We start from the raw sequence: 22,630 nt of genomic DNA, 5'->3' as shown, positions 1-22,630 counted from the left end.
GCGTCACCCACCTAACTCTTGTCTTCGCCGACGAGGGCCACGCTGTAGAACCCGTTGTCCTGCAGCATGTTCATCACCCCCATGAAGTCGCCGTACATGACGTCCTTGTCGGCTCGGATGAAGATCCGTTCCCGCGTCGGGTTACGCGTCGCACCCAGTTGTGACCGGAGGTCGTCACCGAGAGTGGCGAGGTCCGACAGCCGGTCCTGGATGAAGATGCGTCCGTTGCTTTGGAGCGAGATGTAAACCGGCTTGGGCGGATTAGTGCCCGGTTTGGCGACCGCGGGGGGAAGGGCGACCTTCACCGTCACGGCAGCCATTGGGGCGGCCACCATGAAGATGATCAAGAGCACCAGCATCACGTCCACGAACGGTGTGACGTTGATCTCGGCGTTCGCTTCCTCGCGGTATCGGTCGCCTCCAGAGCCTGAGAGTTTGGCTCCCATCTGGCTTAGGCTCCTTTGTCGAGCTGCCGGGAGATCGCGTTCATCAGTTCAGCCACAAAGCCTTCCGTCCGCGCCCCGTAGGCGGAGATGCGGGTCTGGAAGTAGTTGTAGAAGATAACCGAGGGAATGGCCGCGAACAGGCCCAGGCCGGTGGCGAGAAGGGCTTCGGCGATACCCGGCGCCACAACCGCGAGGTTGGTGGTGTTGGTGTTCGCGATGCCGATGAACGAGTCCATGATCCCGTACACGGTGCCGAACAGACCGATGAACGGACCGTTGGAACCGACCGAAGCCAGGAACTGCATGCCGCTCGAGAGGCGGCGGGCCAGCGAAGCCTGAACGGCGCCAACAGCGGCCTGAGCGCGGCCGAGGGTGGTGTCGCGGTGCTCGCCCATGATCTGCAGGCCGGCTTGGCGGGAAAGCTCGATCTCGGAGGCGGCCGCGGCGGCCATATCGGCCAGCGGGTTGCCTTCGAACTCTTCCGATTGGGCGATACGGCCCATGTCGGTGATCGACTTCGCGCCGCGGAACGCTTCGAGGAAGTTATCCGACGCGCGGTTTAGCGAGCGGAACTCGAAGAGCTTCGTGATCAGCAGGGTCCAGGAGAACAGCGAAGCCAGCAGCAGGCCGAGCATAACGACCTTAACGACGGGCTTGGCGTCCATGAACATGCTGCCGATGCCCATCTTGCCCGCGTGCTTCATTTGCGGGGGCAGATCGGTAGCGGCGGCGTCCGCGGCAGGAGCCGCGGGAGCGGCGGCGGCGGGAGCCGCAGCAGCGGGAGCCGGTGCGGCGGCGGCGTCAGCCGCCGGAGCGGCAGGAGCGGCGGCGTTCTGAGCAAACGCCGGCGCGCTCGCCATCAGCGCCATAGCGCCGAGGAGAGCGATGAAAGGGGTCTTCCGTTTGTTGTCGAGCATATGTCGCCAGTTCCTGGTTGGTCTAGCACGATTGGCCGGAGGGTCGTCGCGCGAGAGCGTCTCCACCCTAGTTGAAACAAGCCCACCGCTCCGCCCCGGTTTTATCCCGGATCAGAACGGCAGAGCCGCTGTCGCTGCGCCCGACCCGTAACGCGTACTCCCAACACACGTGGAAGATTGGCGTTTCGAAGGCGCGAGGCGACTTCGCCTTCCCCGAGGGGAACTTGAAGTCTTACCGCTATGTTAGACGTGCGGCCCGGGTCCTTTGGCAACCCCTTATTAAGGCGTCAAGGGGTCAGAGCCGTGGTCTAGGAGCCGAATGGACACTGCGAAGCTAGCATTGCTGCAATGCACAATCGGACGCTCAAGTATCCACAGATAGATTTCCACTTTTCCGAGAATCCGAATGCTGCATCGCAGCATATTTCGGCGGAACCGCGATTTTAAAGCGTAAGCTCAGCGAACGGGCGTGTGCGGCTGGCGTAGGCGCCGGCGCCTGAACCGGGGGCGCCGGGCCGGGCCGCCGAGCCGATCGGGGCCGAAAAGGGCGGTGGTGCCTGGGGGCGGATTCGAACCACCGACACGCGGATTTTCAATCCGCTGCTCTACCAACTGAGCTACCCAGGCGAAGGCCGCCAACGCGGGAGCCGCGTCTATAGAAGAGGCCTTTTCGGAAGTCCAGCGAGCGACGCTAGTCGTCGGCGCCTTCGTCGTCCGGCTCAGCGTCCTCTTCCACGACCGGGATCGCATAGCGACCGGTAAGCCAGCGATGGAGATCGACGTCGGCGCACCGCCGCGAACAGAACGGCCGGGTCGCCGGCTCCGTCGGCTTGCCGCAGATCGGGCACTTGGCCTGGCTCATGCCTGCCCCACGTCGATCTGGTCGCGCGCCCTCCCCGCCTCCGAACGGATAGCGAAGCGGGCGCCCATCAGTTCCGCAAGTCGGGCGACAAGGGGATTCGCCGCGGCGGCCACCGCCGGAGCACATGCCGCCAGCAGGCGCGCGCCCGGCTGGGCCTCGCCTTCGGCCTGCAGACGGCGGACCAGGCGATAGGCCAACGATGCGTCGCTAAGCTGGCCGTCATCGCGGCAAAGCACCTCCGCCAGCGGTCGGGCGCGACGCGGCAACGACAGCTCCATCGTCCCGAACCGGCCCACCGGTCCGATGGCGACCCCGGGGTTGTCGGGGGCGAAGGCGGTGCGCGCCGCGGCCATCAGCGCCGTCCCGTCGTGGCCGCGCCCCACCAGGTCGATCACCACGATCCCGCCGAGCCCCTTCAGCCGCAGCAGGCGCGCCGCCATCCCCAGGGCCGCGAGATTCGCTTGCCGGGTGACGCGCTTGGCGTCGGCGCCCTTGCGCTCGCCCAGGTCGACGTCGATGGCGGTGAGCGCACGGGTGGGCTCCACGGCCAGGAGGCCGCCGCCGGGAATCGGATGCAGCACGTCCAGAGCTTCGGTTTCGGCCTCGTCGGCCACCGTGCGCGCGGCCCGGCCCTCGACCAGTTTGGCGTCCCGCACCAGCGTCATCAGTTCCGAGGCCACATCGGGCGCCGGGACCGTCAGGCGCGGCGCGCCCTCTCCTGCCCCAAGGGCCCGTACGATGGCGAGCTTGCCGCGGCGAGGTTCGGCCCGGATCTCGACGTCGAGCGACTGCCCACGCACCGGCCGCGAATCAGGTTTGAACGGCAGAATCGCCTCGGCTCCGCCCCCGAGGTCCACGAACGCCGTAGCCAGGGCGGGCTCGATGCTGGCCACGCGCGCGGTCAGCCGCGCGCCCAGAATCAGCCGGGGATCATCGCCATCGCGGCGGATGATCAGACGTTCGGGCCGGCCATCCAGGGTGATGACCCCTCGCTGCTCGCCGATCCCACGGTCCAGGTAAATGCGTCGCTCGCTCATGGCAGACGATAGCCCAGGCCGGCGAGCAGGTTGGCGGTTTCGTAGAGCGGGAGGCCGACCACGCCGGAATAGGACCCCTGCAAGGCGGTCACGAACGCGCCGGCGCGTCCCTGAATGGCGTAGCCACCCGCCTTCCCCACGCCTTCGCCGGACGCGAGATAGCCGGTCGTTTCGGTGACCGTCAGGCGTTTGAAGTGGACGCGGCTCTCCACCAGTCGGCGCGCGCTGCGGCCGTCCGGGCCAACGACGGCGATTCCCGTCAGAACCCGGTGCGCGCGACCGGAAAGCAGGCCCAGGCAGGCCCTGCCATCGGCTTCGCCTTCCACCTTGGGCAGGACGCGGCGGCCCACCGCGACCACGGTGTCGGCCGCCAGCACGTAGGCGCCGGGCTCCGTCAGGGCCACGCGCGAAGCCTTCGCCGCCGCCAGGCGGAGCGCCAGCAGTCGGGGCGTTTCGTCGGATATGGGGGATTCGTCGACCTCCGCGGCGATCACCGCGTCGGGCCGCAGCCCGATCTGGCGCAGAAGGTCGAGCCGCCTGGGACTTGCGGAAGCCAGCACCAGGCGCTGCATTGTCGGCGGCAAGGCGCCTCTCGAGGCCTCAGCGCACGCGGAAGGTGATGCGGCCCTTGGTGAGGTCGTAGGGCGTCATCTCCACGAGCACCTTGTCGCCGGCCGAAACCCGGATGCGGTTCTTGCGCATCTTGCCGGCGGTGTGGGCGATGATCTCGTGGTCATTCTCGAGTTTCACGCGGAACGTGGCGTTGGGCAGGACCTCGCTGACGGTGCCCGGAAACTCCAGCAGTTCTTCTTTCGCCATGCAGGCTCCCAAACGGACAATAAAACGACGGCCCGCGCCTTTACGTCAGGTCGCGAGCCGTGAACAGCATGGGAATTATAACGCAGCGTCGGGGGCAAGGTCGATGGCTGACGCGGTCAGGTCCTGAAACGCCGCGCGATCCGCGTCGCCAGTGTGTCGCGAACCTCCCGATATGCCGCCAACCGCGCCTCGCGCGAGCCCTCCGCGAGGGTCGGGTCGAGGACCGGCCAGTACTCGATCTCCGCCGCGCGGCCGCGTGCCAGTTCCACGGCGCGATGCTGCGACTCCGGCGTCAGGGAGACCACCAGGTCGAAGGAGGCGTCCTCCAGGTCGTCGAAGGTCTTGGCGCGATGGTTCGAGAGGTCGCACCCGATCTCGGCCATCACCGCCCGGACGAACGGATCGATGTCGGCGTTGTCCGGATCCGCGGCTCCGCCCGCCGGCGGCAGTTTCAGCCCGCAGCTGTCGACATAGATCCGGTCCCCCGCCAGCCGCTTCAGCAGCGCCTCCGCCATCGGCGAACGCACGCGGTTGAAGTTGCACGCGAAGAGGACCGCGCCCGGTGGGACCGGCCTCCGATCGTCATCCATGCGCGCTCAGCCCCGCCAATGCAGCGCGCACATGAGGGTGAAGAGCCGGCGAGCCGTGTCCAGATCGGTGTCGATCTTCCCGGCCAGCCGCGCCTGCAACAGCTCGGAGGCTTCGTTGTGCAGGCCGCGGCGACCCATGTCCAAGGCTTCGATCTGGGACGGCGTCGAGTTGCGGATCGCCTGGTAATAGCTCTCGCAGATCAGGAAGTAGTCCTTGATGAGGGTTCGGAAAGGCGACAGCGACAGGATGTGCCGACGTTCGTAGTTCGATCCGCGCACATCCAGCATGAGCCGGTTCTCCACCAGCCCCATGCGCAGCGCGTAAGGTCCCGTCTCCGCGCCGTCGGGCGCGAAGTAGTTGTCCTCCAGCAGGTCGAAGATCGCGATCTGCCGCTCCTGCTCCTGGTCGCGGGAGACCGCCGCGAGCGACTCTTCGTCGAGCTCGACGCTCTGCAGGCGGTGCTGGTTACGATGGTCGGCCATGGCGCCCGGACGGAGGGATATCCTCGACGCTTTATGGCATACCGCCCCCTCACGTCATCCCGCGCCTGCGAACAGCTCCGCCGCGGGCAAAGAAAAACGCCCGGCGCGGGGAGCGCCGGGCGTAGCTGACATCGGGCGCCGTAGGCGCGGGCAGTTCGCGTTCAGCCCCGGGCATCCTTCTCCGGCGACCGGAACGAACGCCCTTCACGCCGGGCGTCGAGGCGGTCCGTCTCCTGATTGGCGGCCGTGGGCAGCAACTGCACCGAGGTGTGGGGCGTCCCGATCCCGGCCTCGTCGAACGCCGCCTTGATGCGCCGGTTGTACTCTCGCCCGATCTTCCACTGCGCCCGCGGCTCGGTGGTGATTTTGGCCTTCAGGGTGACGCCGCTCTCACCGAGCTTGTCCACGCCCAGCACCTCGAAGGGCCGGGTGATCTGCGATCCGAACTGCGGATCCTGGCTCATTGCGTGGCCGACCTTGGCCATCAGGGCCAGGGCGCGATCGACGTCGACGTCGTAACTGGCGATGAACTCGAAGACGTAGGAGGAGAAGCCCTTGGTGCGGTTATGGATCACCTGGGCCTCGCTGTAGGGGAAGATGTGCAGCGTGCCATCGGTGTTGCGCAACCGGATGGTCCGCAGCGTCATAGCCTCGACCGTACCGCTCTCCTCCTTGATGCGCACGTTGTCGCCCACCGACACCACATCTTCGGCGATCAGGAAAACACCGGTGAGGAAATCCTTCACGATGGTCTGGGCGCCGAAGCCGACCGCAATGCCCACCACCCCGGCGCTGGCCAGAAGGGGCGCCACCTTCACGCCGACCTCCGAGAGGAACGTCAGCAGACCGACCACGCCCAGCACCGCCTGCACCGACCCGATGAGCAGCGGACCCAGGGTGCGCAGCTGGGCGGCCCGCCGCGCATCATGGCTGCGTTGGGCGAAACCTTCGATCAGCCGGCGGATCACGAAGCCCGCCACCTCCCAGAGCGCCGTCGCCAGGAGGACGATGAGCGCCAGCCGCACGAGGTGCGCTCCGGCGCCGCCGAACAGCAGCGCCCAGGGATCGATTCCCCAGACGCCGACGACGAACAACACGGCCGTGCCGAGCACCAGCAGGCGCAGCAGCGCCCAGGTGACCCCCGCGGCCTTGGGTGTGCGCCGCTTGTCGTCCGCCGCCGCCTCGCCGCAACGGGCGGCGAAGCGTGCCAGCCAGTGGTCGAAGAGCCGCCGCAGGACCCAGATAGCGCCGAGCGCCAGCAGCAGGACCGCTGCAGACACCATGAAGTTGAGACCCGCTTCCCGGGCGTCCAGCCGCGCCAGGTGATCCCAGGCCGAGCGGCCGAAGGCGGTCAGTTGCTCGGCGAGGCTGGGTTGGACGGTTTGGACGGAATTGGCCGCGGGGGCGGCGACGTGAGGTGCGGGCATACGGCGCCGTTCGAAGGTTTGCCGCCGGCCAACGCCGGCGCTTCAGGGGAGGTTCCGAACCGCCTCAGGCGCTGGCGCGCAGGTCCCGAAACGAGACCAGACGGCCAGCCGCCTCGTCCCAAAGCGCCAGCCGTGCGCAGCGGAAGCTCTCCCACAGGCCGACCCGGCTCATGGGCTTCAGCTCCGGATGGTCCTTCAGGACCTTCGGGAGCCGGTAAAACGGGATCCGGCTGGACAGGTGGTGGACGTGGTGGATGCCGATATTGGCGGTGAACCAGCGCAGCACCGGCGGCAGGTCGTAGTGGGAACTGCCCGCGAGGGCCGCTTCATCGCGCTTCCACTCACCGTTGCGGGCCCAGCTCGCACCCTCGAACTGGTGCTGGATATAGAACAGCCACACGCCGATGGTGGCCGCCAGCAGCATGGTCACGACGTTGACGATGAGCACCGGCGCCGGGCCGAACAGCCAGATCAGCACGCCGAGGCCGGCGGCGATCGCAGCCCCGTTTCCCAATACGCTCACCCAGGGACGCCAGCCTTGCCGCATCATGCCGATGGGCAGCCGCTGCATGATGAAGAACACGAAGGCCGGCCCCAGGCCGAACATCACCAGGGGATGCCGGTAGAGGCGGTAGCCGAACCGCCGCAACGGCGAGAGCGCGCGGTATTCCTCGACCGTCAGCATCTCGATGGCGCCAAGCCCCCGCCGATCCAGGTTCCCGGACGTCGCGTGGTGGATGGCGTGCGTGGTCCGCCAATAGTCATAAGGGGTCAGCGTAAGGACGCCGATGACCCGCCCGACCCAGTCGTTGGCCTGCTTCTCGCCGAAGAAGGCGCCGTGGCCGCAGTCGTGCTGGATCATGAACAGGCGAACGAGGAAGCCGGCCGCAGGGATGGTCAGCAGCAGCGCCGCCCACCACCAACCTTGGCTGTGCAACAGCCAGGCGAGGGCCCAGATCGCAGCAAGCGGGCCCGCCGTGATGAAGATCTCGAAAATGCTGCGGCCGGTCTTCGGCTGGCGGTAGTCAGCCAGCCGTTTGGACCAGGCGCCAGAGGCGATCGCTTCGGGGGCCAAGTTCGGACTTTCGATATGGGTGCTGAGCGTCAAATGGTGAACGGCAAACAAGGTTGCATTGGGGCCATTGGCTCAGCTCTGCTCAAGGCGGATGGCGGCCGAGCGCGCGTGCGCCGGTAGCCCCTCCGCCTCGGCGAGCGCGATGGTCGAAGGCGCGAGCGCGGCGAAGGCCGCCTCATCGCACTTCACGATCGAGGTCCGCTTGAGGAAGTCATAGAGCGACAGGCCCGAGGAGAACCGCGCCGCCCGACTGGTGGGCAACACGTGGTTCGAGCCTGCGACATAGTCGCCGATCGCTTCAGGCGTGTGACGGCCCAGGAAGATCGCGCCGGCGTGCCGCACCCGGTCCGACAGCCGTTCCGGCGCCTCGACGGCGAACTCCACGTGTTCGGGAGCGATCAGGTTGACCAGGCGCGGCGACTCCTCGAGCGGGGCGATCACCACCGCGCCGTGGTCGCGCCAGGACGCCGCGGCGTCCTCGCCGGTCGCCAGGGCCGAAAGCTGGGTCTCGACCGCCGCCTCGACGCGGGCCGCGAAGGCTTCGTCGTCGGTGATCAGAATGGATTGGGCGGCCGGATCGTGCTCGGCCTGCGACAACAGGTCGGCGGCGATCCAATCGGGATTGTTGGCGCCGTCGGCCACCACCACGATCTCGGACGGCCCCGCCAGCGCGTCGATCCCCACCACGCCATAGACCCGGCGCTTGGCCGCGGTCACGAAGGCGTTGCCTGGTCCGACGACCTTGTCGACCGGGCGAATGGGGCCAGCTCCGTAGGCCAGCGCCGCCACCGCCTGGGCGCCGCCCACGCGCCAGATCTCGGTCACGCCGGCGGCTTGCGCGGCGGCCAGCACGGCCGGCTGCAGCCGCCCAGGGGGCGTGACCATCGCAATGCGTTCGACGCCCGCCACTGCGGCCGGAACCGCGTTCATCAGCACCGTCGAGGGATAGGCGGCGCGTCCGCCGGGCACATAGATCCCCACGGCCTCCAGCGGCGTCCACCGCCAGCCGAGTTCGACACCCGCCTCATCGGTGAAGCGCAGGTCGGCCGGGCGCTGGCGTTCGTGATAGCTCCGGATCCGCCCCGCCGCGAAGGCTATGGCGTCGCGCACTTCCTGCGAGCAGGCTGCCGCGCCCGCGGCGATCTCCTCGGCGCTGACGCGGATGCTGTCTTCGTCGAGTTCGACCCGGTCGAACTCCCGCGCGAACCGCAACAGGGCCTCCAGCCCCTCCGCGCGCACCGCCGACAGGACGTCGCGAACGATGGCGTCGACTTCCTCCGGCGTGTCGCGGCGCTCTTCGACGAAGGCGGCGAAATCGGTTTCGAAGCTCGGATCGTTATGGTGGAAACGGCGCATAAAGCGGGAACTCAGACCTCGTGCTCGGGCTTGCGGCGGGTCGGCCAGGGCTGCGAGAGGTCCGCCAGGACGGCCTCCACGCACTCCACCGTGGCGCGCAGGTCGCCGCCGCCGGCGCAGCTCAGGGTTACGACCCCGCCCGGGGCTTCGGTCGGCTCGAACATCATCGCCAGGATTTCGAGCACGGCGTCGGGGGCGTTGCGACGGATCTTGCGCGCCTGCACCTTCAGCACGCAGCCCAGCTGCAGGGCCGAACGGACCCGTTCGCCGCCACCCGCTTCCCAGCGGTAGCGATTGAACGCGATCGTCAGCAGTCGCGCCTTCGCCTCGAAGGTGATGTCGCCGACCTTGGCCACGGCGTCCTGCATGGCGGCGGAAATGACCGCCAGGTCCTCGGCGTCCTGGGCCAACAGGCGAAGGGGTTGCGACTCCGTCATCGGACTCAGTCCTCCTCCTCGCCGTCGCCCTTGATGCGGCGGATCTGCGCGCCGCAGGCGCCCAGCTTCTGTTCCAGCCGCTCGAAGCCGCGGTCGAGGTGATAGACCCGGTTGACCATCGTCTCGCCGCGCGCCGCGAGGCCGGCGATCACCAGGCTGACGGAGGCCCGTAGGTCGGTCGCCATGACCTGCGCGCCCTCGAGCGCCTCCACCCCGCGCACCCGCGCCTCGCCGCCATGTACGGCGATGTCGGCGCCCAGCCGCTGAAGTTCAGGCGCGTGCATGAACCGGTTCTCGAAGATGGTCTCCTTGATAACGCTTTCCCCGTCGGCGAGCGTCATCAGCGCCATGAACTGGGCCTGCAGGTCGGTGGCGAATCCCGGATAAGGATCGGTCTCGACCTCGACGGCGCGCAGGCGGCGGGAAGCGTCACGCTTCACGGTTACTCCGTCGCTGTGAGGGATCACCTCGACGCCGGCCTCCACCATCTTGTCCAACAGCGCCTGGATCAGGTCGCTCCGCGTGCAGGTCAGGCGCACTTCGCCGCCGGCCATGGCGGCCGCTACGGCGAACGTGCCGGCCTCGATTCGATCGGTCATCACCGCGTGGGTGGCGCCGCTGAGGCTGGTGACACCCTTTACGGTGATCGTGGAGGTGCCGGCGCCGCTCACCTTGGCGCCCATCTTGTTGAGGCAGTCGGCCAGGTCGACCATCTCCGGCTCGCAGGCGGCGTTGGTGATCACCGTCTCGCCGGAGGCCAGCACCGCCGCCAGCAGGGCGTGTTCGGTCGCTCCCACCGAGTTGAACGGGAATTCGATATGGCCGCCCTTCAGGCCTCCGGGCGCCTGGGCGTAGACGTAGCCCTCGTGCAGGTCGATGCGCGCGCCCAGCGCCTCCAGCGCCTTCAGGTGCAGGTCGACCGGACGGGCGCCGATCGTGCAGCCGCCCGGCAGCGACACCTTCGCCTGGCCGGTGCGGGCCAGCAGCGGACCCAGCACATTGAACGAGGCGCGCATCTGGCGGACCAGATCATAGGGCGCGAAGCCGCTGACGATCTCGCGCGTGCGCAGCAGGGTTTCGGATCCGTCCTCGCCCTCGGACTCGACGACCTCCGCGCCGAGGCGTTGCAGCAGCTTGCCGAGGAAGCGGGTGTCGGCCAGGCGCGGCATATTGGTGAGGCGCAGCGGCTCGTCGGTGAGCAGGCTCGCGGCCATCAGCTTGATGGCGGAGTTCTTGGCGCCGCTGATCGGGATCTCTCCCTCCAGCCGCGCGCCGCCGGTGATGGCAATGCGGTCCAATCCCAATCCTTCGAAACGACCGCGCTTTTTGGGGAGTCGCGGGGGCCAGCCCTGGAGGCGCTATCTAGCGTGCGCGCGGCCCCGCGCAAAGGGCGACTCAGCCCTCGGTGCGATCCGACGGCTTGTCCTGAGGCTCCGGCCGATCGACGGCCTTGCGCCGGCGCAGGTTCGCCCTCAGCGCCTGCGCGAGCTTCGCCTCCCGCTCGGAGGCCGGGGCCTGGGGGGATTTGCCGGGAGCAGCCATGTCGAAGGGGTGCGGCGAGGCGTCCGCGCGGTCAAGAGCGAAGGGCTGCAATTGGGGCTTCACGCGGCGGCTCGGGTTCGTTATAGCCCCCGCCTCGCCTTTCGCCGCCGTAGCTCAGTGGTAGAGCGCATCCTTGGTAAGGCTGAGGTCGGCAGTTCAATCCTGCCCGGCGGCACCATGTTTCCCCAAGCCTTTCAACGGCTTGGGGAAACACCCTCTCCTCCTGAAATGCAGATTCCGGTACTGGGAAGCAGCGCGCAGCGGCTTTCCCAGCCGAGTCACGCTGGCATGACGCCTCCGTGCGCCCCTTCGATCGGCCGCAACCGGCCTCGAATCGCCCAGCGGAGAAAGCAGGAGGGCAAATCGCTGACCGCCGCCTTCCGCGTCATCGAGGACGTCGGATGGCGGTCATACTTCTATTTCGGCATCGGGATGGACCAGACCTTGCCGGCGCCGCGCTCGGTGAGCCAGAGGGTGTCGCCGGACGGCTCGACACCGGTCGGGGTCTTCAGCCCGTCCTTCAGCACCGTGACATGGGCGATGTCGCCCGTGATGGTCAGGGCATCCACCTTGCCGGCCCCATTCTCCGCCACAACCAGCTTGCCCCCCGCCGCGCGCATGCCGTCCGGCCCCTTGACCGGCGCATCCATCCAGATGTCCACCAGCGCACCCGGCTTGCCGGAGGAGTCGATGGGGATGCGGAAGAGCTTGTTGAGCGACACGCTGTTCACATAGAGCACGCCGTTCAGGAAGGTGATGCCGTCGATGCCCAGCAACAGGCGGTTGTCGAGGAAGAGCTCGGCCGTCTGCGCACCGGCCGCCAGGCGGTAGATTTTCGCGTTGGCGGTATCGGTGATGTAGAGCGCCTTGTCGGGGCCGATGGCGAAATCGTTGCAGGTCGAGTTATCGCCCGGCAGATCCCAGCGCAGCTTTTCCTTGGCCGTCTTGAGGTCGAAACCGCGCAGACTCGTATGGCGCCGGGCGGGCGTGGCGCCCGGCACGGGCGTCAGCTGGCAGGTCCACAGTGTGCCGGTGGCGCCGTCCGCCAGCTGTCCGAAGAAGAAGGTCCCAGGCGCTTCGCCGCTCGCATCGACGAAGCGTTCGGCTGTCGTCGCGCCTTTCTTGACCCGATAGACGTAGGGCGAACTGGCGCTGCCCACGAACAGGGACCCGTCCGGCGCCATCGCCAGGCTCTCCGGCGAAGACTTCTCGTTCTGGATCAGGATTTCGGCGGCCTTCGCCTGCACGGAAAGACCGAGCAAGGCCATGGCCAGGGCGGCGCTGCGGATCATGATGTTCCCCGTCGTGTTCTGTCTGGAGCTACTTCGGCGTCACCCGGTAGAGGCCGCCCTTGCTGTTGTCCTCGAGCATCCACAGCGCCCCGTCGGGAGCCACCTCGACGTCGCGAACGCGGAAGCCGACGTTCCAGCGTTCCGCCCCCTTGGCGGTCGCGCCGCTGACGATGACGCGGTTCAGCGTCTTGGTGCCCAGGCCGCTGATGAGGGCGGAGCCCTTCCATTGCGGGAACATCTTGCCGTTGTAGAAAATCAGGTTCCCCACGTCGATGACGGGCGTCCAGTAGAGCACCGGCTTGGCCAGGTCCGGGCGCGCATCCGGGTTCGGGATCGGCACGCCGTCATAGTTGACCGCGTAGGAGACGAGCGGCCAGCCGTAGTTCTTGCCGGGCTCGATCAGGTTCAGTTCGTCGCCGCCGCGCGGGCCGAGCTCGGCCTCCCACAGCTTGCCGTCAGGTGCGAAGGCCAGGCCGTAGGGCGTGCGGTGGCCGGAAGTCCAGGTCTCGGCCGGCGTCAGGTTCGGCCCCGGAAACGCATAGGTCCTGACCACGGGCGCGGTCGTGGCCGCTTCCGAATCCTTCGGCGGGTCGATCACCGGAACGCTGGCCGCGCCAGTCTTGCCGGCCATCGGATTGCCGGGCGCCGGCTTGCCGTCGAGGGTGAGGCGCAGGATCTTGCCGAGCGGCTGATCGGGATCCTGGGCAGGCGTCATGCGCTGCCGGTCGCCGACGGTCAGGAAGAGGTACTTCTTGTCAGGGGAAAAGGCGACCTGGGCGCCGAACTGGCCGCCCTTGCCGCGCTCGCCGTCGCGCCAGATCACCTTGAGGTCGTCGAGGCTGGCCGAGCCTGCTGCCAGGGTGAGCTTCGCCCGCGCCAGCGCCAGGCTGGAGCCGCCGTCGCCGGGCTCGGCGTAGGTGAGGTAGACGAAGTGGTCCTTCGCGTAGTGGGGCGACAGGAAGACGCCCAGCATGCCGCCCTGGCCCTGAGCCAACACGGGCGGCGCATTGGCGACCGGCGTCTTCTCGCCGGTCTGGGTGACCAGCCAGATGGGCCCGACCTTCTCGGTTATCAGCATCCGGCCGTCCGGCAGGAACGCCAGGCGCCAGGGCAGGTTGAAGGTCGCCACCTGGGTCATCACGAACGGCAGGCTGGCTTCGGGCGGCTGCGCACCGAGGTTGGTCTGGGCGGAGGCGCTCGTCGCCGCCAAGGCCGCCAGCATGGCCGTTTTCGCCAGCTTCATCTTCCATTCCCTCGGATATTTGCACGCCGCCAACTGGGCCGTAGGCCGTATATAGCTCGGCTGGCGCCGGTGCTAGGCTCGGCCCGCATGCCTGACAAGCTTGGTCAGCAGGTCGTCTGAGCGCCATGCGGTCGGCAGTTCAATCCTGCCCGGCCGCGCCATCCCGTCAGCGACCTAGCGCTTCGCCACCGGCGTGGGGCACGCGTCACCCAGGCGTCGCGCCTCCGTCACGCCGGACGCACTGAGCGGCACGCCGGCGATCTTCGTGCGCAGCTCTGCCGTGAGGTGGAAGGCGGTCGGACCGTACACGCCGTTCGCCTTGATTTGAGCGACCTGGCCGCGCTTCTCGACGCAGGTTCCCTCAACGGACAGGCGCCCGCCCCCCACAACTCGGACGGGGTAAGTGCACGTGTAGTGAGCGTTGCTAGGCCCCTCAAGGAAGCTGCTGATGTCCGTGGTCGTGAAGCACTTTCGCTCCACCTTGCGGAAGGGAATCACGAAGACCCAGGTGTTTACGGTCTCCCAATAGCCAGCGCGCGGCGGCTCGTCGGACGGGCCGGTTTCCGCCCGGGCCGCCGATGCCGGAAGCAAGGCCGCCATGATCAAGGCTCTCGTGAGCCACAGCTTGCAGGTCATCGCCCCTCTGCCCCGGCGCCCGTCTTCATCAGTTCGCCCGAGCAAGCCGATTCGACAGAACATTCATCGTTGCCGCTGCAGCAATAGGGGTTGAATAAACCGCCGCGCGCGACTCCGCTCCTGACTCTTCCGTCAAGGGAGCCACCAGCTTGCGCCGTGTCAAATCATCCACGAACCGCGTATGACGCGCGCCAAGCTCGATCATAAAGAGCTCAACCGGATGGGGCGTCGCCAGGGCCTCGGAAATCATTGAGATGCTGTCTGCCGTCACGACCAGCCGGTCTGAAAGCGCGAGGACGCCGCGATAGGGATTTTCCCCCGCCCCGGTCCATGCCCACAAAGGTCCGCCTTCGGTCGCCGCGTCTTCGAAATGGCGCACTACGTCCTCAGGCGTTCGCCGGGAGGGGACGACGAGTACCGCGCCGCCGAACTCCCGTTGCAAGGCCATCAATCGCTCGCGCAGCCGGTCAGCGTGCTCGACGGTGAACCGCGTGCGCGCCGTCGATCCGCCCAGTAAGACGCCAAGGAATGGACGCGGCAGGAACTCGAATCGCGAGCCCCATTCACGCGCCGCCGACGCAAGTCCCTCCTGGGTCACATCGTGAAGGGCCGTCGGCACCCTGAGCACATTCGGGCCGTTCACACGATCGTGCCCCATCGCCACGACCAGATCGAAGCACCGCGGGTTCGTCTGCGGATCCTGCACGTGCACGAGGCAGATTTGGCCGCTCGCCTTCTTGTTCACGGCGATCGCAACGGCAGCGGCTCTGCGCCCGCAACTGACAATAAGGTCCGGCCATGGGGGCTGGAGCGCATCGGCGGGATCCAAGCCGCTGAGAAGCATCGGGAACCCGGCTGGCGCACGCCGCCACAGACCGCGGAGCCGCACGACCTTTTCAGTGACGTCGTCGGTCACAGCCATGGCGAGCGCGCGCGCCTGGGTGCGCATTCCCGCCTCGCCGGTTGTCAATATCCACGCGCTTGAGGCCCGGGGGGGCATGCTGATCCACCTCTGCTCTGGCCCGCTCGCGGGCCCGCCCGCGGAGTGGTGGTGTCACGGACAGGTCGCCCGTCCCGTCAGCCTCGAGCCGACATCAACTTCTTCATCCGCTTGGTCGCGGAAGAAAGTCCGTGTCGTAGGCCGCTGACTAGCGTCGTGTGCTGTGCACGCACGAAATTGATCTGCAGGACGCGCCGGGGACCGGCATAGCTCGCGTGCCCGTGCCAGGAACGTTCGGAGCGTCGGAAGACTACGAGATTGCCGAAGGTCGGCGAGATTTCCGTCGCGACAGCGTCAAGGTCGTCGCCTTGCCGCAGCATCCGTAGCCGGCCGCCGGTTGAATCCCAGGTCACACCGTTGAGATAGAGTAGAAGCGAGACGATCTTGGATTTGGAGTCGGTGTGTATCTTGCCGTCGCGCTCCGCACACCGCCCCCGAAGCGTCACGACTGTCGGCTTACCCTCAAGTTCGACGCCGAGCTTGCGCGCGACCAGTTGACGAAAAGCCGGGCCTTCGAATTCAGCGATCAGGGCGCGCACGGAGGGGCCGATCTGAAGCTGGCCCAAAGGGAATGAGCCACTCGCCTCGATCTTTGGGTAGTCCGACTCGATCTGGTCGGCGAAGCACAAGGGCACCGCTCCGCTCACCACGAAGTAGTCAAAGGGCTCGTGTTGCATGGGAGCAGCTTCGATCGCGTCCAGATCGAGGAAGGGCATTTCAAACTCCGGCACTGCTGAACAGACGTCGCCGCCCGGTCCGCGCCTCACGGAGGATGTCAACGGCTGCAAGGCGCCGGGTCTGTCAGCCGGGAGCGACGCGTCACGCGCGGGCTGTCCACGGCGTGTCTGGACGGCGAACCCGTCTGGCGGCTTCCATCGTCCGATACGAAACAAGCCCGCAGCACCGGCCGCGGGCCCTTGTCGTTGCCGGGTTTGACGGTCAAATAACACCCGGATAGATATTGGCCAACCGAGGGAGGGTTGATGAGCGATCCTGCGGACGAGACCTTCACCGCCTTCGCGGGCCATCGCGCGGTGGCTCGCGGCACGGCGAGCGATGTCGCGCGCGCCGCCCACGGCCATCTGCCAAACGCTCTGCTGGTATTCGACGACGCCACCGGGCGGCAGGTGGACCTTGATCTGCGCGGGTCCGCCGACGACGTGGTCGCCAGGCTCGCCCCGAGCCCGCAGCCCAAGGCAGGTCGTGGACGTCCGAAGCTCGGCGTGGTCGCGCGTGAGGTCACGCTCCTGCCGCGGCATTGGGACTGGCTGGCCGGCCAGCCTGGCGGCGCCTCCGCCGCGCTCCGCAGGCTCGTCGATCAGGCTCGCCGCCAGGGGTCGGGCGCCGACCAGGCGCGCCGAGCGCAGGAGGCCGCCCATCGGGTGATGACCGCCATCGCCGGAGATCTGCCGGACTATGAGGACGCCCTGCGGGCCCTCTACGCCGGCGATCGCCCTCGCCTCCACAGCCTCATCGCCGCCTGGCCTGCAGATGTGGGCGCCTACGTCTCGCGACTGGCGGCCGCCGAGGGGCCTCAGGAATAGCTCCGGCGCTATCTGGCGCCGTTGGCTGGCGGCAGAAGGCCGAAGAACCGCCTTCGGGCGGGCGACGCCAGTCGATCCTCCAACGCGTGCTCCGCCTCGTGTGTCTGCACCGCCAGGTTCCGCGCCGCATCGCAGGCCACGAGCTGGGCGCCGCGCGTGGCGTAGCCGATCTCCAACGCCGACCGCGTCGGCGTCTCCGGAAGCACATAGAGGCTGCACGGCCGCGCGGCCTCAGTCGGGAGTTCGATCCGTGGCGCAGCCGACGAGCTCGGGGCCGGCGAGGCACAGCTCGCGGTCAGCGTTGCGCAGGCGAGCGGCGCGATCAGGGTCCAGGGGCGCATCGGCGTCCTCCGAGGTCAGGGCTTTGGCGGTCACTTGGGCGACGGTGGCGGCGGCCGCATCGCGCTGGCGGACCACCACCTCCACGCGCTGGGCGCTCTCCTTCGCGCCCTGGGTCTCAAGGCCCGCGACGGCCGCCTTGGCCTGCGCGGCCTCGATCTTCGGCCGCGCCCTCGCCGCGTCGTCGTGGCGGCCTTTCCAATAGATCGCTACGACCACCGCCAGCAGGATGAACGCGGTCGCGACCGCCAGGGTCAGACGCGAACTCATGACGGCAGCCCAAGGCCGTAGCCGCCCGGCCGCTTCGTCAGCACCTGCCGCCGCAGCCGAGGATCGAACGACAGGTGGACCCAGCCGCCCTCCTCGATCAGCTGGTCGAAGGCGAGGTCGGAGCCGGCGAGCGCGCGGCACACCTCCAGCGGCTCGCCGAAGCCATAGCAGTTGAAATCCACCGCATGGCCGGTCAGGTGCGCCGAAGTCTTCGAGCCGCCGACGGCCCGGTTCAGCGCCCGGCTGCGGTAGCCGCTCGACACGGTGATCACCCGCTCGCCCAACCGCCGGCGAACCTCTTCCATCCGCGCCGCGGTCATCCGCAGGGTCGCCACAACCTCCGGCGGCGGGGTGTTGTCGAACTCGCGATGCTCCGTGCACGCGAGCTCCTCCAGCGCGAAATGCGCCGTGAGCCATGTGGCCATGGTCATTCCAATCGATTGTGAGGGTTAGTCGACGGCCTTGCGGGCCGCGGCGGCGAGCTTCGCCCAGTCGGTCACGGTCGCGCCCGCCAGGTAGAGCGTCGCCATCACGACGTTGGCGCAGACCAGCGACAGCCCAAGCCACTTCAGGGCCTGCGGATCGTCGATCCGCCAGATGATCGCGCCGACGCCCGCGCTGTTCAGGATCGTCGCGCCGTAGGTGTAGATCCGTCGCCAGAGCCAGCGGACCTCAATGGGCGGAGACATAGGCCACCTCCCTCGCCGCCACGATCGGCGCCGCCGCCTCCAGCCGCGCGATCCGCCCTTGGTTCGCCGCCCAGACCTGGGCAAGCGCCCAGGCCAGCAGCGACAGGGCGATGGCCCAGAAGCGGCTCTTCAGCCCCTCGACGGCCTTGAGGGTGTTGGCGGACGAGACCTTGATCTCGGAGAGCCGTTCCTCACAGCGGGACTCGTGGTCGGTCAGCCGCTGCTCGAGCGAGGCCAGGCGTTCGAACCTCATCACCTCCAGCGGAGTCTCACGGCTTGGTTGCATCGGCATGGACCTCCACCTTGGTCTCGCTTCCCTTCTTTGACTCCGTCCCTTGCTGCTGCTGCCCAGTGAACAGGTTGATCGGAAGCCCGCTCAGCATCGCCACGATCTGCTGGGTGCTGGTCACCGGCGCCTGCCGTTGCTCCTGGTCGATGTTGCGCAGGGTGTCGCCTAGGTCGGCCTGGGTGGCGATGTTCGCCCGCTGGTTGGCGTCGTAGGCGCTGGACAGCCCGGTGAGCTGGTTCGCAGCCTGCAGCTGTTGCTGCTGGCCCTGCAGGCCGAACCCCACCTTCTGCGCGCTGTCCTGCAGCGCCATCTGGGCGTTGGCGATCTGCGCCTGCGTCGCCCGCTCGGCGTCGCCGGCCGCTGCGCCCAGCGCGGCGTTGTAGCCCTGGGAGCGCAGACTCGACAGAGAGGTGGCGCGGGCCCGCGCCAGTTCGCCCTCGGTCATGCTCTGGGTCAGCGCTGCGCCGGAGCCGCCGAACGCCCCCGACCCGGCCAGGTCGAGCGCTTGCTTGGCCCGGACCTGCCCGGCGTTGGCGTCCAGGTCCGCCGCGGTGGCGTCCACGACGTCGTGCAGATACGGGTTCATGTAGCTGTCGATGTAGCTGGAGGCCGTCCCGCCGGAGGCGGACGGCGTGTCCGCGCTCATGTAAGGCGAAAGCCACGAGGTGTCCGCCGCGCCGCGGGTCAGGTTTGCGGCCGCATCGAAGTTCCACGGAGAACCCGTTAGGCCGCCGGCGGCTGCGCTGGCCTGCTGCTGAAGCGGCTGCACGGGCGCCACCAGGATCTGTGGGTCCAAGCCGGTCAGACCCCCCACCCGCCCGGCGACATTCTGCGTCAGGTCCGACGCCCATTGAGGCACGATCGGCGTCGTAGTGTTGTTGAAGCTGGAATTGGACGTCGTGTTCGACTTCGAGGCCGACCCGCCGATTTTGAAGCTCATCTAGAGTTCCTTTGCAATCAGTCGCGCCAACGGCGCAAATCCATGGCGCTTCAGCGCCCGCTCCCAACCTGGCCGTCCGATGATCAGGACGCGGCGACATCCGCAGGCCCGCGCCCAGGCTTCGGCCTGCGGCAGCAATTCCGTCCGCAGCTCCGACAGCTCGCCGCCCGCCAGCCAGATCAGCAGCCGCCGCTCGCCCGGATCGTCTTCGGTCGTGGCCACCAGCGCCGCGCCGCGGCCGGGCCAGAACCCGGCGTCGCCGGCGAGGATCATCGCCTTCACGTCGGAAAGACCGTGGGTGCGCCCGGCATGCGCCAGCGCCGCGTCGATCCAGGGCGCGCAACGCGCCCAGTCCGCCTCGAAGCTCATCGGGGCCCGGTCGGCGCCACGTCGAAGACCGGCTTGCCGATCCGACAGGCGGTGGGCGCGCTCTCGCCGGAGAACCGGACCTTGAAGAGCCTGCCGGTGGTCAGGATGTCGGCCTTGGCGTCGCCGGCGGCCATCGGCGGCGCAGTCACCGTCGTCTCCGGGCCCTGCGGCTGCCGGCGCGAGGTCACCGAGACCGTCACCGGCCCGACCTGGTCCTTGAAGTCCGGCCACACCTCCCGGACCAACAAGCAGTTCTCAGGATCCAGGTAGGTGTCGGCGGTCTCCACGAACCAGGCGAACTTGCCGCCGTCCGCCGATTTGCCCTTCTCGTGGTAGTAGGCCGCGCCCTCATAGGTGACGCCCACCGGGAACGCCGAGGGACCCGCATCCACGAAGGCCGTGCGCGCCATGATCCCGCGATGCCAGGCGCCGGCGTCGGGGCCGGTCAGGCAGAGCGCCAGGTAGCGGCTGTTCTCGTAGCCGTCGCGGCTGTCCGGATAGTCGAAGCGGATTTCCGAGAACTCGGCGTTGGAGGACGCCACGACCTTGTCGCCCTGGCTCGCGGCCAACCGGTCGGCGAACGCCTGGCGGATCGGGCACGGGACCGGCTCGGGCTGGCCGCCCACGCCATAGCTGTAGAACTGCCGGTCCGGACTCGCCCAGTAAGCCGTCTGGCCGACCACCACCGCCGCGTTCGGCCCGATCAGGCCGCAGTTGCGGCCGACGCGGTCGAACCGCCACGGCTGGTTCAGCGAGCCCACGAAGGATCCCAGGAACAGGGCGTCGCTGGTCCAGACCAGCAGATACGGCCCGCACATCCGCCCGGCCACGATCCGCCCGCCCCCCGTCAGCACATACTCACGCGACGTCGAGCCGGCGGCCGCGGTGCTCCACTCGGTGTTGTTGCGGATTGACGAGTGACGAATGCAGAGCGGATTGAAGACGCCCGAGACCTCCTCGTTGCACCCGAGCGCGAACACCTGGTAGCCGCCGTTCAGCGGCGCCACGAGCATGTGGGTGACGTTGGCCGGCGCGTTCGCCAGCGCCGCCGCCTTGGTCGCCGTATTGTTGGTCCAGGCGAAGATCGTCTGGTTGCGCGGGCAGGCCAGCAGGTTCTGTCCCCACGCCGCCATCGACCAGGTCAGCGGGAAGTAGTCCGTGGTCGAGGGCAAACCGAAGCCGCCAACGCCATAACCGCCCGTGCCGAAGCCGGCGCTCCCCGCCCCGTCGACGGCGCCGGGCGTGAAGCCGCTCGTCGGCGTGATGTCGAACAGCGCCCCGCCCTGCCACAGCTGCAGCCTGGAATGCGTGCCGAAGCCGATGTTCAGGACCGCGGCGTTGTCGGTCCACGGGAACACCGAGCGGCAGACGCCGGTGAGCGCGTTCGCCATCAATCTCTCCCACCCGCCGATCGCCTGCGGCCGCCCCAACCGGAACCGCACATTGGACCCATCCGCCCAACGCCCGCCCCCGGCGAAACTCGTGTCGTCGCCGTTCAACCCCGGCGGAAGTTCGAGGGGAATTCTCATGTGATCTCGCGTGCTATAGGTGGGCATGCCTGTGAGTGCTGTAGATCTTCACGCCGCCGGCAGCGCCCATGCGCTGCGCGGCGAGTGGGCCGAGGCTGAGACGTTCTTCCGCCGTGCGCTGGCGGCGGAGCCGGGCGACGCCGTCGTCAGACATGCGCTAGCCGTGTCTCTGTTAGGGCAAGGGCGATATCGGGAAGGATTTCCGCTTTACGCCCATCGGACGGAGGTCCCGGCGCTGAGGGTAGCCAAGCCCAATGCGCCCTGGCCACAGTGGAAGGGTGAAGACCTAAAAGGCCGCGGCGTCGTGCTCTTCCCCGAGCAGGGCCTCGGCGATCAGATCATGCTCGCTCGGTTCGCTCCGGTCCTGCGAGAGCGCGGCGCTGATGTCACGCTGCTTTGCTCGCCGGCACTTGAACGCTTGTTCTCGTCGAGCTTAGGCGTTCGCGTAATCGCCGCTAGCGGTGCCGTTGAGTTTCCAGATCCAGATTTCTGGGCGTTGATTGGAGACCTACCTGGTCTGCTGGAGATCGACGTGGAAGACCTCAAGGCCGAGCCCTACCTTCGGGCTCCGGCGATCAGTTCTGGGGGTATTGGTCTGGCGCGACGAGGAAACCCGAGGCATGCCAACGACGCCAACCGTTCCCTCCCGCTCGAACTTGTCATCCCGTTCGACACGGTGAGCCTATCGCCTGAAGATACGGGGGCAGCGGATTTCCTGGACACAGCCGAGATCGTAGCAGGTCTGGATTGCGTGATCAGCGTGGATACATCCGTTGCGCACCTGGCTGGGGCCCTCGGGAAGCCATGCTTCGTGATGCTTCCATCGGTCGGAGCCGACTGGAGGTGGATGACGGGCCAGCAACACACGCCATGGTATCCTTCCATGAGCCTATTCCGGCAAGGACGGGGTGAGAACTGGAGCAACGTGCTGGCGCGCCTTGCGAACTGCCTACCGCCGCACAAATGATACAATAACAAGTCCGTTCGCGCCTGCGACTGCAACCGCATTGGGCCAACCGCCGCCGCCTCCAGGTGCGCCACCGTTCGAAGGACCGGTGCTCCCGCCTCCTGCGCCTCCGCGATAGGGTAGAGACGCCGGCGCGCCACCGCCACCGCCACGAGAACCTGTGGCGCCCACTCCCCCTGCGCCACCACCGTTTCCACTACCTGCACCGCCATCGGTACCCGAAGCGTTCAGCCCTCCTGCCGACCCGTTCAGGTTCACGTCCCAGCCGGACGCCGCGCCGCCTGATTGGCCAGAGGCTTTTCCGGCTGTCGATGTGGCGCCCCGGACCACGAGGATCGTATCCGATCCGCTAGCGCCGCTCCGCGAGTCGCCCACCGTGATTGCGACCGACTCATTCATCGCGAGATAGACGGTCTTCTCTCCATAAGCGCCAGACCCACCGCCCCCCGTCCCATCGCTCCATGCTCCTGGCCCCCAGCCAACAAACTTCCAGTAGCCATCGGCCGGCGCGTTGAAAGTATAGAAGCCCGCC

The 22,630-nt window shown here is 67.9% G+C and carries 28 protein-coding genes and 2 tRNA genes; 3 read left to right on the top strand and 27 right to left on the bottom strand.

What is annotated here, in order from left to right; genetic code table 11:
• Positions 1-11: 11 nt before the first annotated feature.
• The 15 genes from DJ021_RS14365 to DJ021_RS14295 all read right to left on the bottom strand — a co-directional run bounded on the left by DJ021_RS14365 (position 12) and on the right by DJ021_RS14295 (position 11,054).
• Positions 12-446, bottom strand: a complete 435-nt coding sequence (locus tag DJ021_RS14365) for an ExbD/TolR family protein (protein WP_111458202.1) — start codon at positions 444-446, stop codon at positions 12-14.
• Positions 447-451: 5 nt separating this feature from the next.
• On the bottom strand, positions 452-1,363 hold the full coding sequence (locus tag DJ021_RS14360; RefSeq protein ID WP_111458201.1) for a MotA/TolQ/ExbB proton channel family protein: 912 nt from the start codon (positions 1,361-1,363) through the stop codon (positions 452-454).
• A 551-nt stretch (positions 1,364-1,914) separates the two neighbouring features.
• Positions 1,915-1,990, bottom strand: a tRNA-Phe gene (locus tag DJ021_RS14355).
• Positions 1,991-2,054: 64 nt separating this feature from the next.
• Positions 2,055-2,225, bottom strand: coding sequence for a DNA gyrase inhibitor YacG (locus DJ021_RS14350; protein WP_111458200.1), 171 nt, complete (start codon positions 2,223-2,225; stop codon positions 2,055-2,057).
• Positions 2,222-3,262, bottom strand: coding sequence for a ribonuclease E/G (locus DJ021_RS14345; protein ID WP_111458199.1), 1,041 nt, complete (start codon positions 3,260-3,262; stop codon positions 2,222-2,224). The genes DJ021_RS14350 and DJ021_RS14345 overlap by 4 nt, the downstream gene beginning before the upstream one ends.
• Positions 3,259-3,834: a Maf family protein gene (locus DJ021_RS14340; protein ID WP_111458198.1), complete on the bottom strand. Its 576-nt coding sequence runs from the start codon at positions 3,832-3,834 to the stop codon at positions 3,259-3,261. Before DJ021_RS14340 ends, DJ021_RS14345 begins: the two co-directional genes overlap by 4 nt.
• A gap of 28 nt (positions 3,835-3,862) precedes the next feature.
• The gene (gene infA, locus DJ021_RS14335; protein WP_111458197.1) at positions 3,863-4,081 is read right to left on the bottom strand and encodes a translation initiation factor IF-1; all 219 of its coding nucleotides are present in this window, start codon (positions 4,079-4,081) and stop codon (positions 3,863-3,865) included.
• A 116-nt stretch (positions 4,082-4,197) separates the two neighbouring features.
• Positions 4,198-4,671 (bottom strand): arsenate-mycothiol transferase ArsC, encoded by a 474-nt coding sequence (locus tag DJ021_RS14330; RefSeq protein WP_111458196.1) that lies wholly within the window; start codon positions 4,669-4,671, stop codon positions 4,198-4,200.
• 6 nt (positions 4,672-4,677) lie between these two features.
• The gene (locus tag DJ021_RS14325; RefSeq protein WP_111458195.1) at positions 4,678-5,154 is read right to left on the bottom strand and encodes a UPF0262 family protein; all 477 of its coding nucleotides are present in this window, start codon (positions 5,152-5,154) and stop codon (positions 4,678-4,680) included.
• Positions 5,155-5,315: 161 nt separating this feature from the next.
• Positions 5,316-6,581: a mechanosensitive ion channel family protein gene (locus DJ021_RS14320; protein ID WP_111458194.1), complete on the bottom strand. Its 1,266-nt coding sequence runs from the start codon at positions 6,579-6,581 to the stop codon at positions 5,316-5,318.
• A gap of 64 nt (positions 6,582-6,645) precedes the next feature.
• Positions 6,646-7,656 carry a fatty acid desaturase gene (locus DJ021_RS14315; protein WP_207801852.1) on the bottom strand — a complete coding sequence of 337 codons (1,011 nt, stop codon included), beginning with the start codon at positions 7,654-7,656 and terminating at the stop codon, positions 6,646-6,648.
• 72 nt (positions 7,657-7,728) lie between these two features.
• Entirely contained in the window at positions 7,729-9,012 is a 1,284-nt protein-coding gene (hisD, locus tag DJ021_RS14310; protein ID WP_111458192.1) for a histidinol dehydrogenase, read from the bottom strand.
• A gap of 11 nt (positions 9,013-9,023) precedes the next feature.
• The gene (locus tag DJ021_RS14305; RefSeq protein WP_111458191.1) at positions 9,024-9,449 is read right to left on the bottom strand and encodes a DUF2948 family protein; all 426 of its coding nucleotides are present in this window, start codon (positions 9,447-9,449) and stop codon (positions 9,024-9,026) included.
• 5 nt (positions 9,450-9,454) lie between these two features.
• On the bottom strand, positions 9,455-10,747 hold the full coding sequence (murA, locus tag DJ021_RS14300) for a UDP-N-acetylglucosamine 1-carboxyvinyltransferase (RefSeq protein WP_111458190.1): 1,293 nt from the start codon (positions 10,745-10,747) through the stop codon (positions 9,455-9,457).
• A 97-nt stretch (positions 10,748-10,844) separates the two neighbouring features.
• Positions 10,845-11,054: a hypothetical protein gene (locus DJ021_RS14295; protein WP_133255034.1), complete on the bottom strand. Its 210-nt coding sequence runs from the start codon at positions 11,052-11,054 to the stop codon at positions 10,845-10,847.
• Between the two features lie 40 nt (positions 11,055-11,094).
• On the opposite strand from DJ021_RS14295, the gene DJ021_RS14290 reads away from it, so the two are divergent.
• Positions 11,095-11,169 (top strand) — tRNA-Thr (locus DJ021_RS14290).
• Positions 11,170-11,407: 238 nt separating this feature from the next.
• Here DJ021_RS14290 and DJ021_RS14285 read toward each other — a convergent pair.
• The 5 genes from DJ021_RS14285 to DJ021_RS18970 all read right to left on the bottom strand — a co-directional run bounded on the left by DJ021_RS14285 (position 11,408) and on the right by DJ021_RS18970 (position 15,878).
• Positions 11,408-12,283, bottom strand: coding sequence for an SMP-30/gluconolactonase/LRE family protein (locus DJ021_RS14285; RefSeq protein ID WP_111458188.1), 876 nt, complete (start codon positions 12,281-12,283; stop codon positions 11,408-11,410).
• Positions 12,284-12,311: 28 nt separating this feature from the next.
• Positions 12,312-13,526 carry a PQQ-dependent sugar dehydrogenase gene (locus DJ021_RS14280; RefSeq protein WP_111458187.1) on the bottom strand — a complete coding sequence of 405 codons (1,215 nt, stop codon included), beginning with the start codon at positions 13,524-13,526 and terminating at the stop codon, positions 12,312-12,314.
• Positions 13,527-13,700: 174 nt separating this feature from the next.
• On the bottom strand, positions 13,701-14,162 hold the full coding sequence (locus tag DJ021_RS14275; RefSeq protein WP_165837230.1) for a DUF3617 domain-containing protein: 462 nt from the start codon (positions 14,160-14,162) through the stop codon (positions 13,701-13,703).
• Positions 14,163-14,190: 28 nt separating this feature from the next.
• Entirely contained in the window at positions 14,191-15,111 is a 921-nt protein-coding gene (locus DJ021_RS14270) for a mitochondrial fission ELM1 family protein (RefSeq protein ID WP_165837229.1), read from the bottom strand.
• Between the two features lie 128 nt (positions 15,112-15,239).
• Entirely contained in the window at positions 15,240-15,878 is a 639-nt protein-coding gene (locus tag DJ021_RS18970) for a 2OG-Fe(II) oxygenase (protein ID WP_165837228.1), read from the bottom strand.
• 267 nt (positions 15,879-16,145) lie between these two features.
• Here DJ021_RS18970 and DJ021_RS14260 point away from each other — a divergent pair, with 267 nt between their 5' ends.
• Entirely contained in the window at positions 16,146-16,706 is a 561-nt protein-coding gene (locus DJ021_RS14260; protein ID WP_111458184.1) for a DUF2239 family protein, read from the top strand.
• 231 nt (positions 16,707-16,937) lie between these two features.
• Here DJ021_RS14260 and DJ021_RS14250 read toward each other — a convergent pair whose 3' ends face one another.
• Genes DJ021_RS14250 through DJ021_RS14220 form a run of 7 tightly spaced genes read right to left on the bottom strand, consistent with a single transcriptional unit; the run spans position 16,938 to position 20,993 of the window.
• Positions 16,938-17,315 (bottom strand): hypothetical protein, encoded by a 378-nt coding sequence (locus DJ021_RS14250; protein WP_111458182.1) that lies wholly within the window; start codon positions 17,313-17,315, stop codon positions 16,938-16,940.
• Positions 17,312-17,740 carry a D-Ala-D-Ala carboxypeptidase family metallohydrolase gene (locus tag DJ021_RS14245; protein ID WP_111459115.1) on the bottom strand — a complete coding sequence of 143 codons (429 nt, stop codon included), beginning with the start codon at positions 17,738-17,740 and terminating at the stop codon, positions 17,312-17,314. The genes DJ021_RS14250 and DJ021_RS14245 overlap by 4 nt, the downstream gene beginning before the upstream one ends.
• Positions 17,741-17,764: 24 nt before the next feature.
• Positions 17,765-18,004: a hypothetical protein gene (locus tag DJ021_RS14240; protein WP_111458181.1), complete on the bottom strand. Its 240-nt coding sequence runs from the start codon at positions 18,002-18,004 to the stop codon at positions 17,765-17,767.
• On the bottom strand, positions 17,988-18,257 hold the full coding sequence (locus DJ021_RS14235; RefSeq protein WP_111458180.1) for a hypothetical protein: 270 nt from the start codon (positions 18,255-18,257) through the stop codon (positions 17,988-17,990). Before DJ021_RS14235 ends, DJ021_RS14240 begins: the two co-directional genes overlap by 17 nt.
• Before the next feature lie 16 nt (positions 18,258-18,273).
• On the bottom strand, positions 18,274-19,233 hold the full coding sequence (locus tag DJ021_RS14230) for a hypothetical protein (protein ID WP_111458179.1): 960 nt from the start codon (positions 19,231-19,233) through the stop codon (positions 18,274-18,276).
• On the bottom strand, positions 19,234-19,602 hold the full coding sequence (locus tag DJ021_RS14225) for a hypothetical protein (RefSeq protein WP_111458178.1): 369 nt from the start codon (positions 19,600-19,602) through the stop codon (positions 19,234-19,236).
• Complete coding sequence (locus DJ021_RS14220) at positions 19,599-20,993, bottom strand: hypothetical protein (RefSeq protein ID WP_111458177.1); 1,395 nt, start codon at positions 20,991-20,993, stop codon at positions 19,599-19,601. Before DJ021_RS14220 ends, DJ021_RS14225 begins: the two co-directional genes overlap by 4 nt.
• Before the next feature lie 163 nt (positions 20,994-21,156).
• Here DJ021_RS14220 and DJ021_RS14215 point away from each other — a divergent pair, with 163 nt between their 5' ends.
• The gene (locus DJ021_RS14215; RefSeq protein WP_133255033.1) at positions 21,157-22,098 is read left to right on the top strand and encodes a tetratricopeptide repeat protein; all 942 of its coding nucleotides are present in this window, start codon (positions 21,157-21,159) and stop codon (positions 22,096-22,098) included.
• The last annotated feature ends 532 nt before the right edge of the window (positions 22,099-22,630 follow it).

The organism is Phenylobacterium hankyongense, assembly GCF_003254505.1.
Classification (GTDB): Bacteria; Pseudomonadota; Alphaproteobacteria; order Caulobacterales; family Caulobacteraceae; genus Phenylobacterium; species Phenylobacterium hankyongense.
The sequence above is the reverse complement of the archived record's forward strand: the minus strand, read 5'-3'. Positions and strand labels throughout refer to the sequence as shown.

Coding starts and splice junctions, on each gene's coding strand:
- DJ021_RS14365 (WP_111458202.1), bottom strand. CDS start 446: ATGGGAGCCAAACTCTCAGGCTCTGGAGGCGACCGATACCGCGAGGAA.
- DJ021_RS14360 (WP_111458201.1), bottom strand. CDS start 1,363: ATGCTCGACAACAAACGGAAGACCCCTTTCATCGCTCTCCTCGGCGCT.
- DJ021_RS14350 (WP_111458200.1), bottom strand. CDS start 2,225: ATGAGCCAGGCCAAGTGCCCGATCTGCGGCAAGCCGACGGAGCCGGCG.
- DJ021_RS14345 (WP_111458199.1), bottom strand. CDS start 3,262: ATGAGCGAGCGACGCATTTACCTGGACCGTGGGATCGGCGAGCAGCGA.
- DJ021_RS14340 (WP_111458198.1), bottom strand. CDS start 3,834: ATGCAGCGCCTGGTGCTGGCTTCCGCAAGTCCCAGGCGGCTCGACCTT.
- infA (WP_111458197.1), bottom strand. CDS start 4,081: ATGGCGAAAGAAGAACTGCTGGAGTTTCCGGGCACCGTCAGCGAGGTC.
- DJ021_RS14330 (WP_111458196.1), bottom strand. CDS start 4,671: ATGGATGACGATCGGAGGCCGGTCCCACCGGGCGCGGTCCTCTTCGCG.
- DJ021_RS14325 (WP_111458195.1), bottom strand. CDS start 5,154: ATGGCCGACCATCGTAACCAGCACCGCCTGCAGAGCGTCGAGCTCGAC.
- DJ021_RS14320 (WP_111458194.1), bottom strand. CDS start 6,581: ATGCCCGCACCTCACGTCGCCGCCCCCGCGGCCAATTCCGTCCAAACC.
- hisD (WP_111458192.1), bottom strand. CDS start 9,012: ATGCGCCGTTTCCACCATAACGATCCGAGCTTCGAAACCGATTTCGCC.
- DJ021_RS14305 (WP_111458191.1), bottom strand. CDS start 9,449: ATGACGGAGTCGCAACCCCTTCGCCTGTTGGCCCAGGACGCCGAGGAC.
- DJ021_RS14285 (WP_111458188.1), bottom strand. CDS start 12,283: ATGATCCGCAGCGCCGCCCTGGCCATGGCCTTGCTCGGTCTTTCCGTG.
- DJ021_RS14280 (WP_111458187.1), bottom strand. CDS start 13,526: ATGAAGCTGGCGAAAACGGCCATGCTGGCGGCCTTGGCGGCGACGAGC.
- DJ021_RS14275 (WP_165837230.1), bottom strand. CDS start 14,162: ATGACCTGCAAGCTGTGGCTCACGAGAGCCTTGATCATGGCGGCCTTG.
- DJ021_RS14270 (WP_165837229.1), bottom strand. CDS start 15,111: ATGCGCACCCAGGCGCGCGCGCTCGCCATGGCTGTGACCGACGACGTC.
- DJ021_RS18970 (WP_165837228.1), bottom strand. CDS start 15,878: ATGCCCTTCCTCGATCTGGACGCGATCGAAGCTGCTCCCATGCAACAC.
- DJ021_RS14260 (WP_111458184.1), top strand. CDS start 16,146: ATGAGCGATCCTGCGGACGAGACCTTCACCGCCTTCGCGGGCCATCGC.
- DJ021_RS14250 (WP_111458182.1), bottom strand. CDS start 17,315: ATGAGTTCGCGTCTGACCCTGGCGGTCGCGACCGCGTTCATCCTGCTG.
- DJ021_RS14245 (WP_111459115.1), bottom strand. CDS start 17,740: ATGGCCACATGGCTCACGGCGCATTTCGCGCTGGAGGAGCTCGCGTGC.
- DJ021_RS14240 (WP_111458181.1), bottom strand. CDS start 18,004: ATGTCTCCGCCCATTGAGGTCCGCTGGCTCTGGCGACGGATCTACACC.
- DJ021_RS14235 (WP_111458180.1), bottom strand. CDS start 18,257: ATGAGGTTCGAACGCCTGGCCTCGCTCGAGCAGCGGCTGACCGACCAC.
- DJ021_RS14230 (WP_111458179.1), bottom strand. CDS start 19,233: ATGAGCTTCAAAATCGGCGGGTCGGCCTCGAAGTCGAACACGACGTCC.
- DJ021_RS14225 (WP_111458178.1), bottom strand. CDS start 19,602: ATGAGCTTCGAGGCGGACTGGGCGCGTTGCGCGCCCTGGATCGACGCG.
- DJ021_RS14220 (WP_111458177.1), bottom strand. CDS start 20,993: ATGGCGAACGCGCTCACCGGCGTCTGCCGCTCGGTGTTCCCGTGGACC.
- DJ021_RS14215 (WP_133255033.1), top strand. CDS start 21,157: ATGCCTGTGAGTGCTGTAGATCTTCACGCCGCCGGCAGCGCCCATGCG.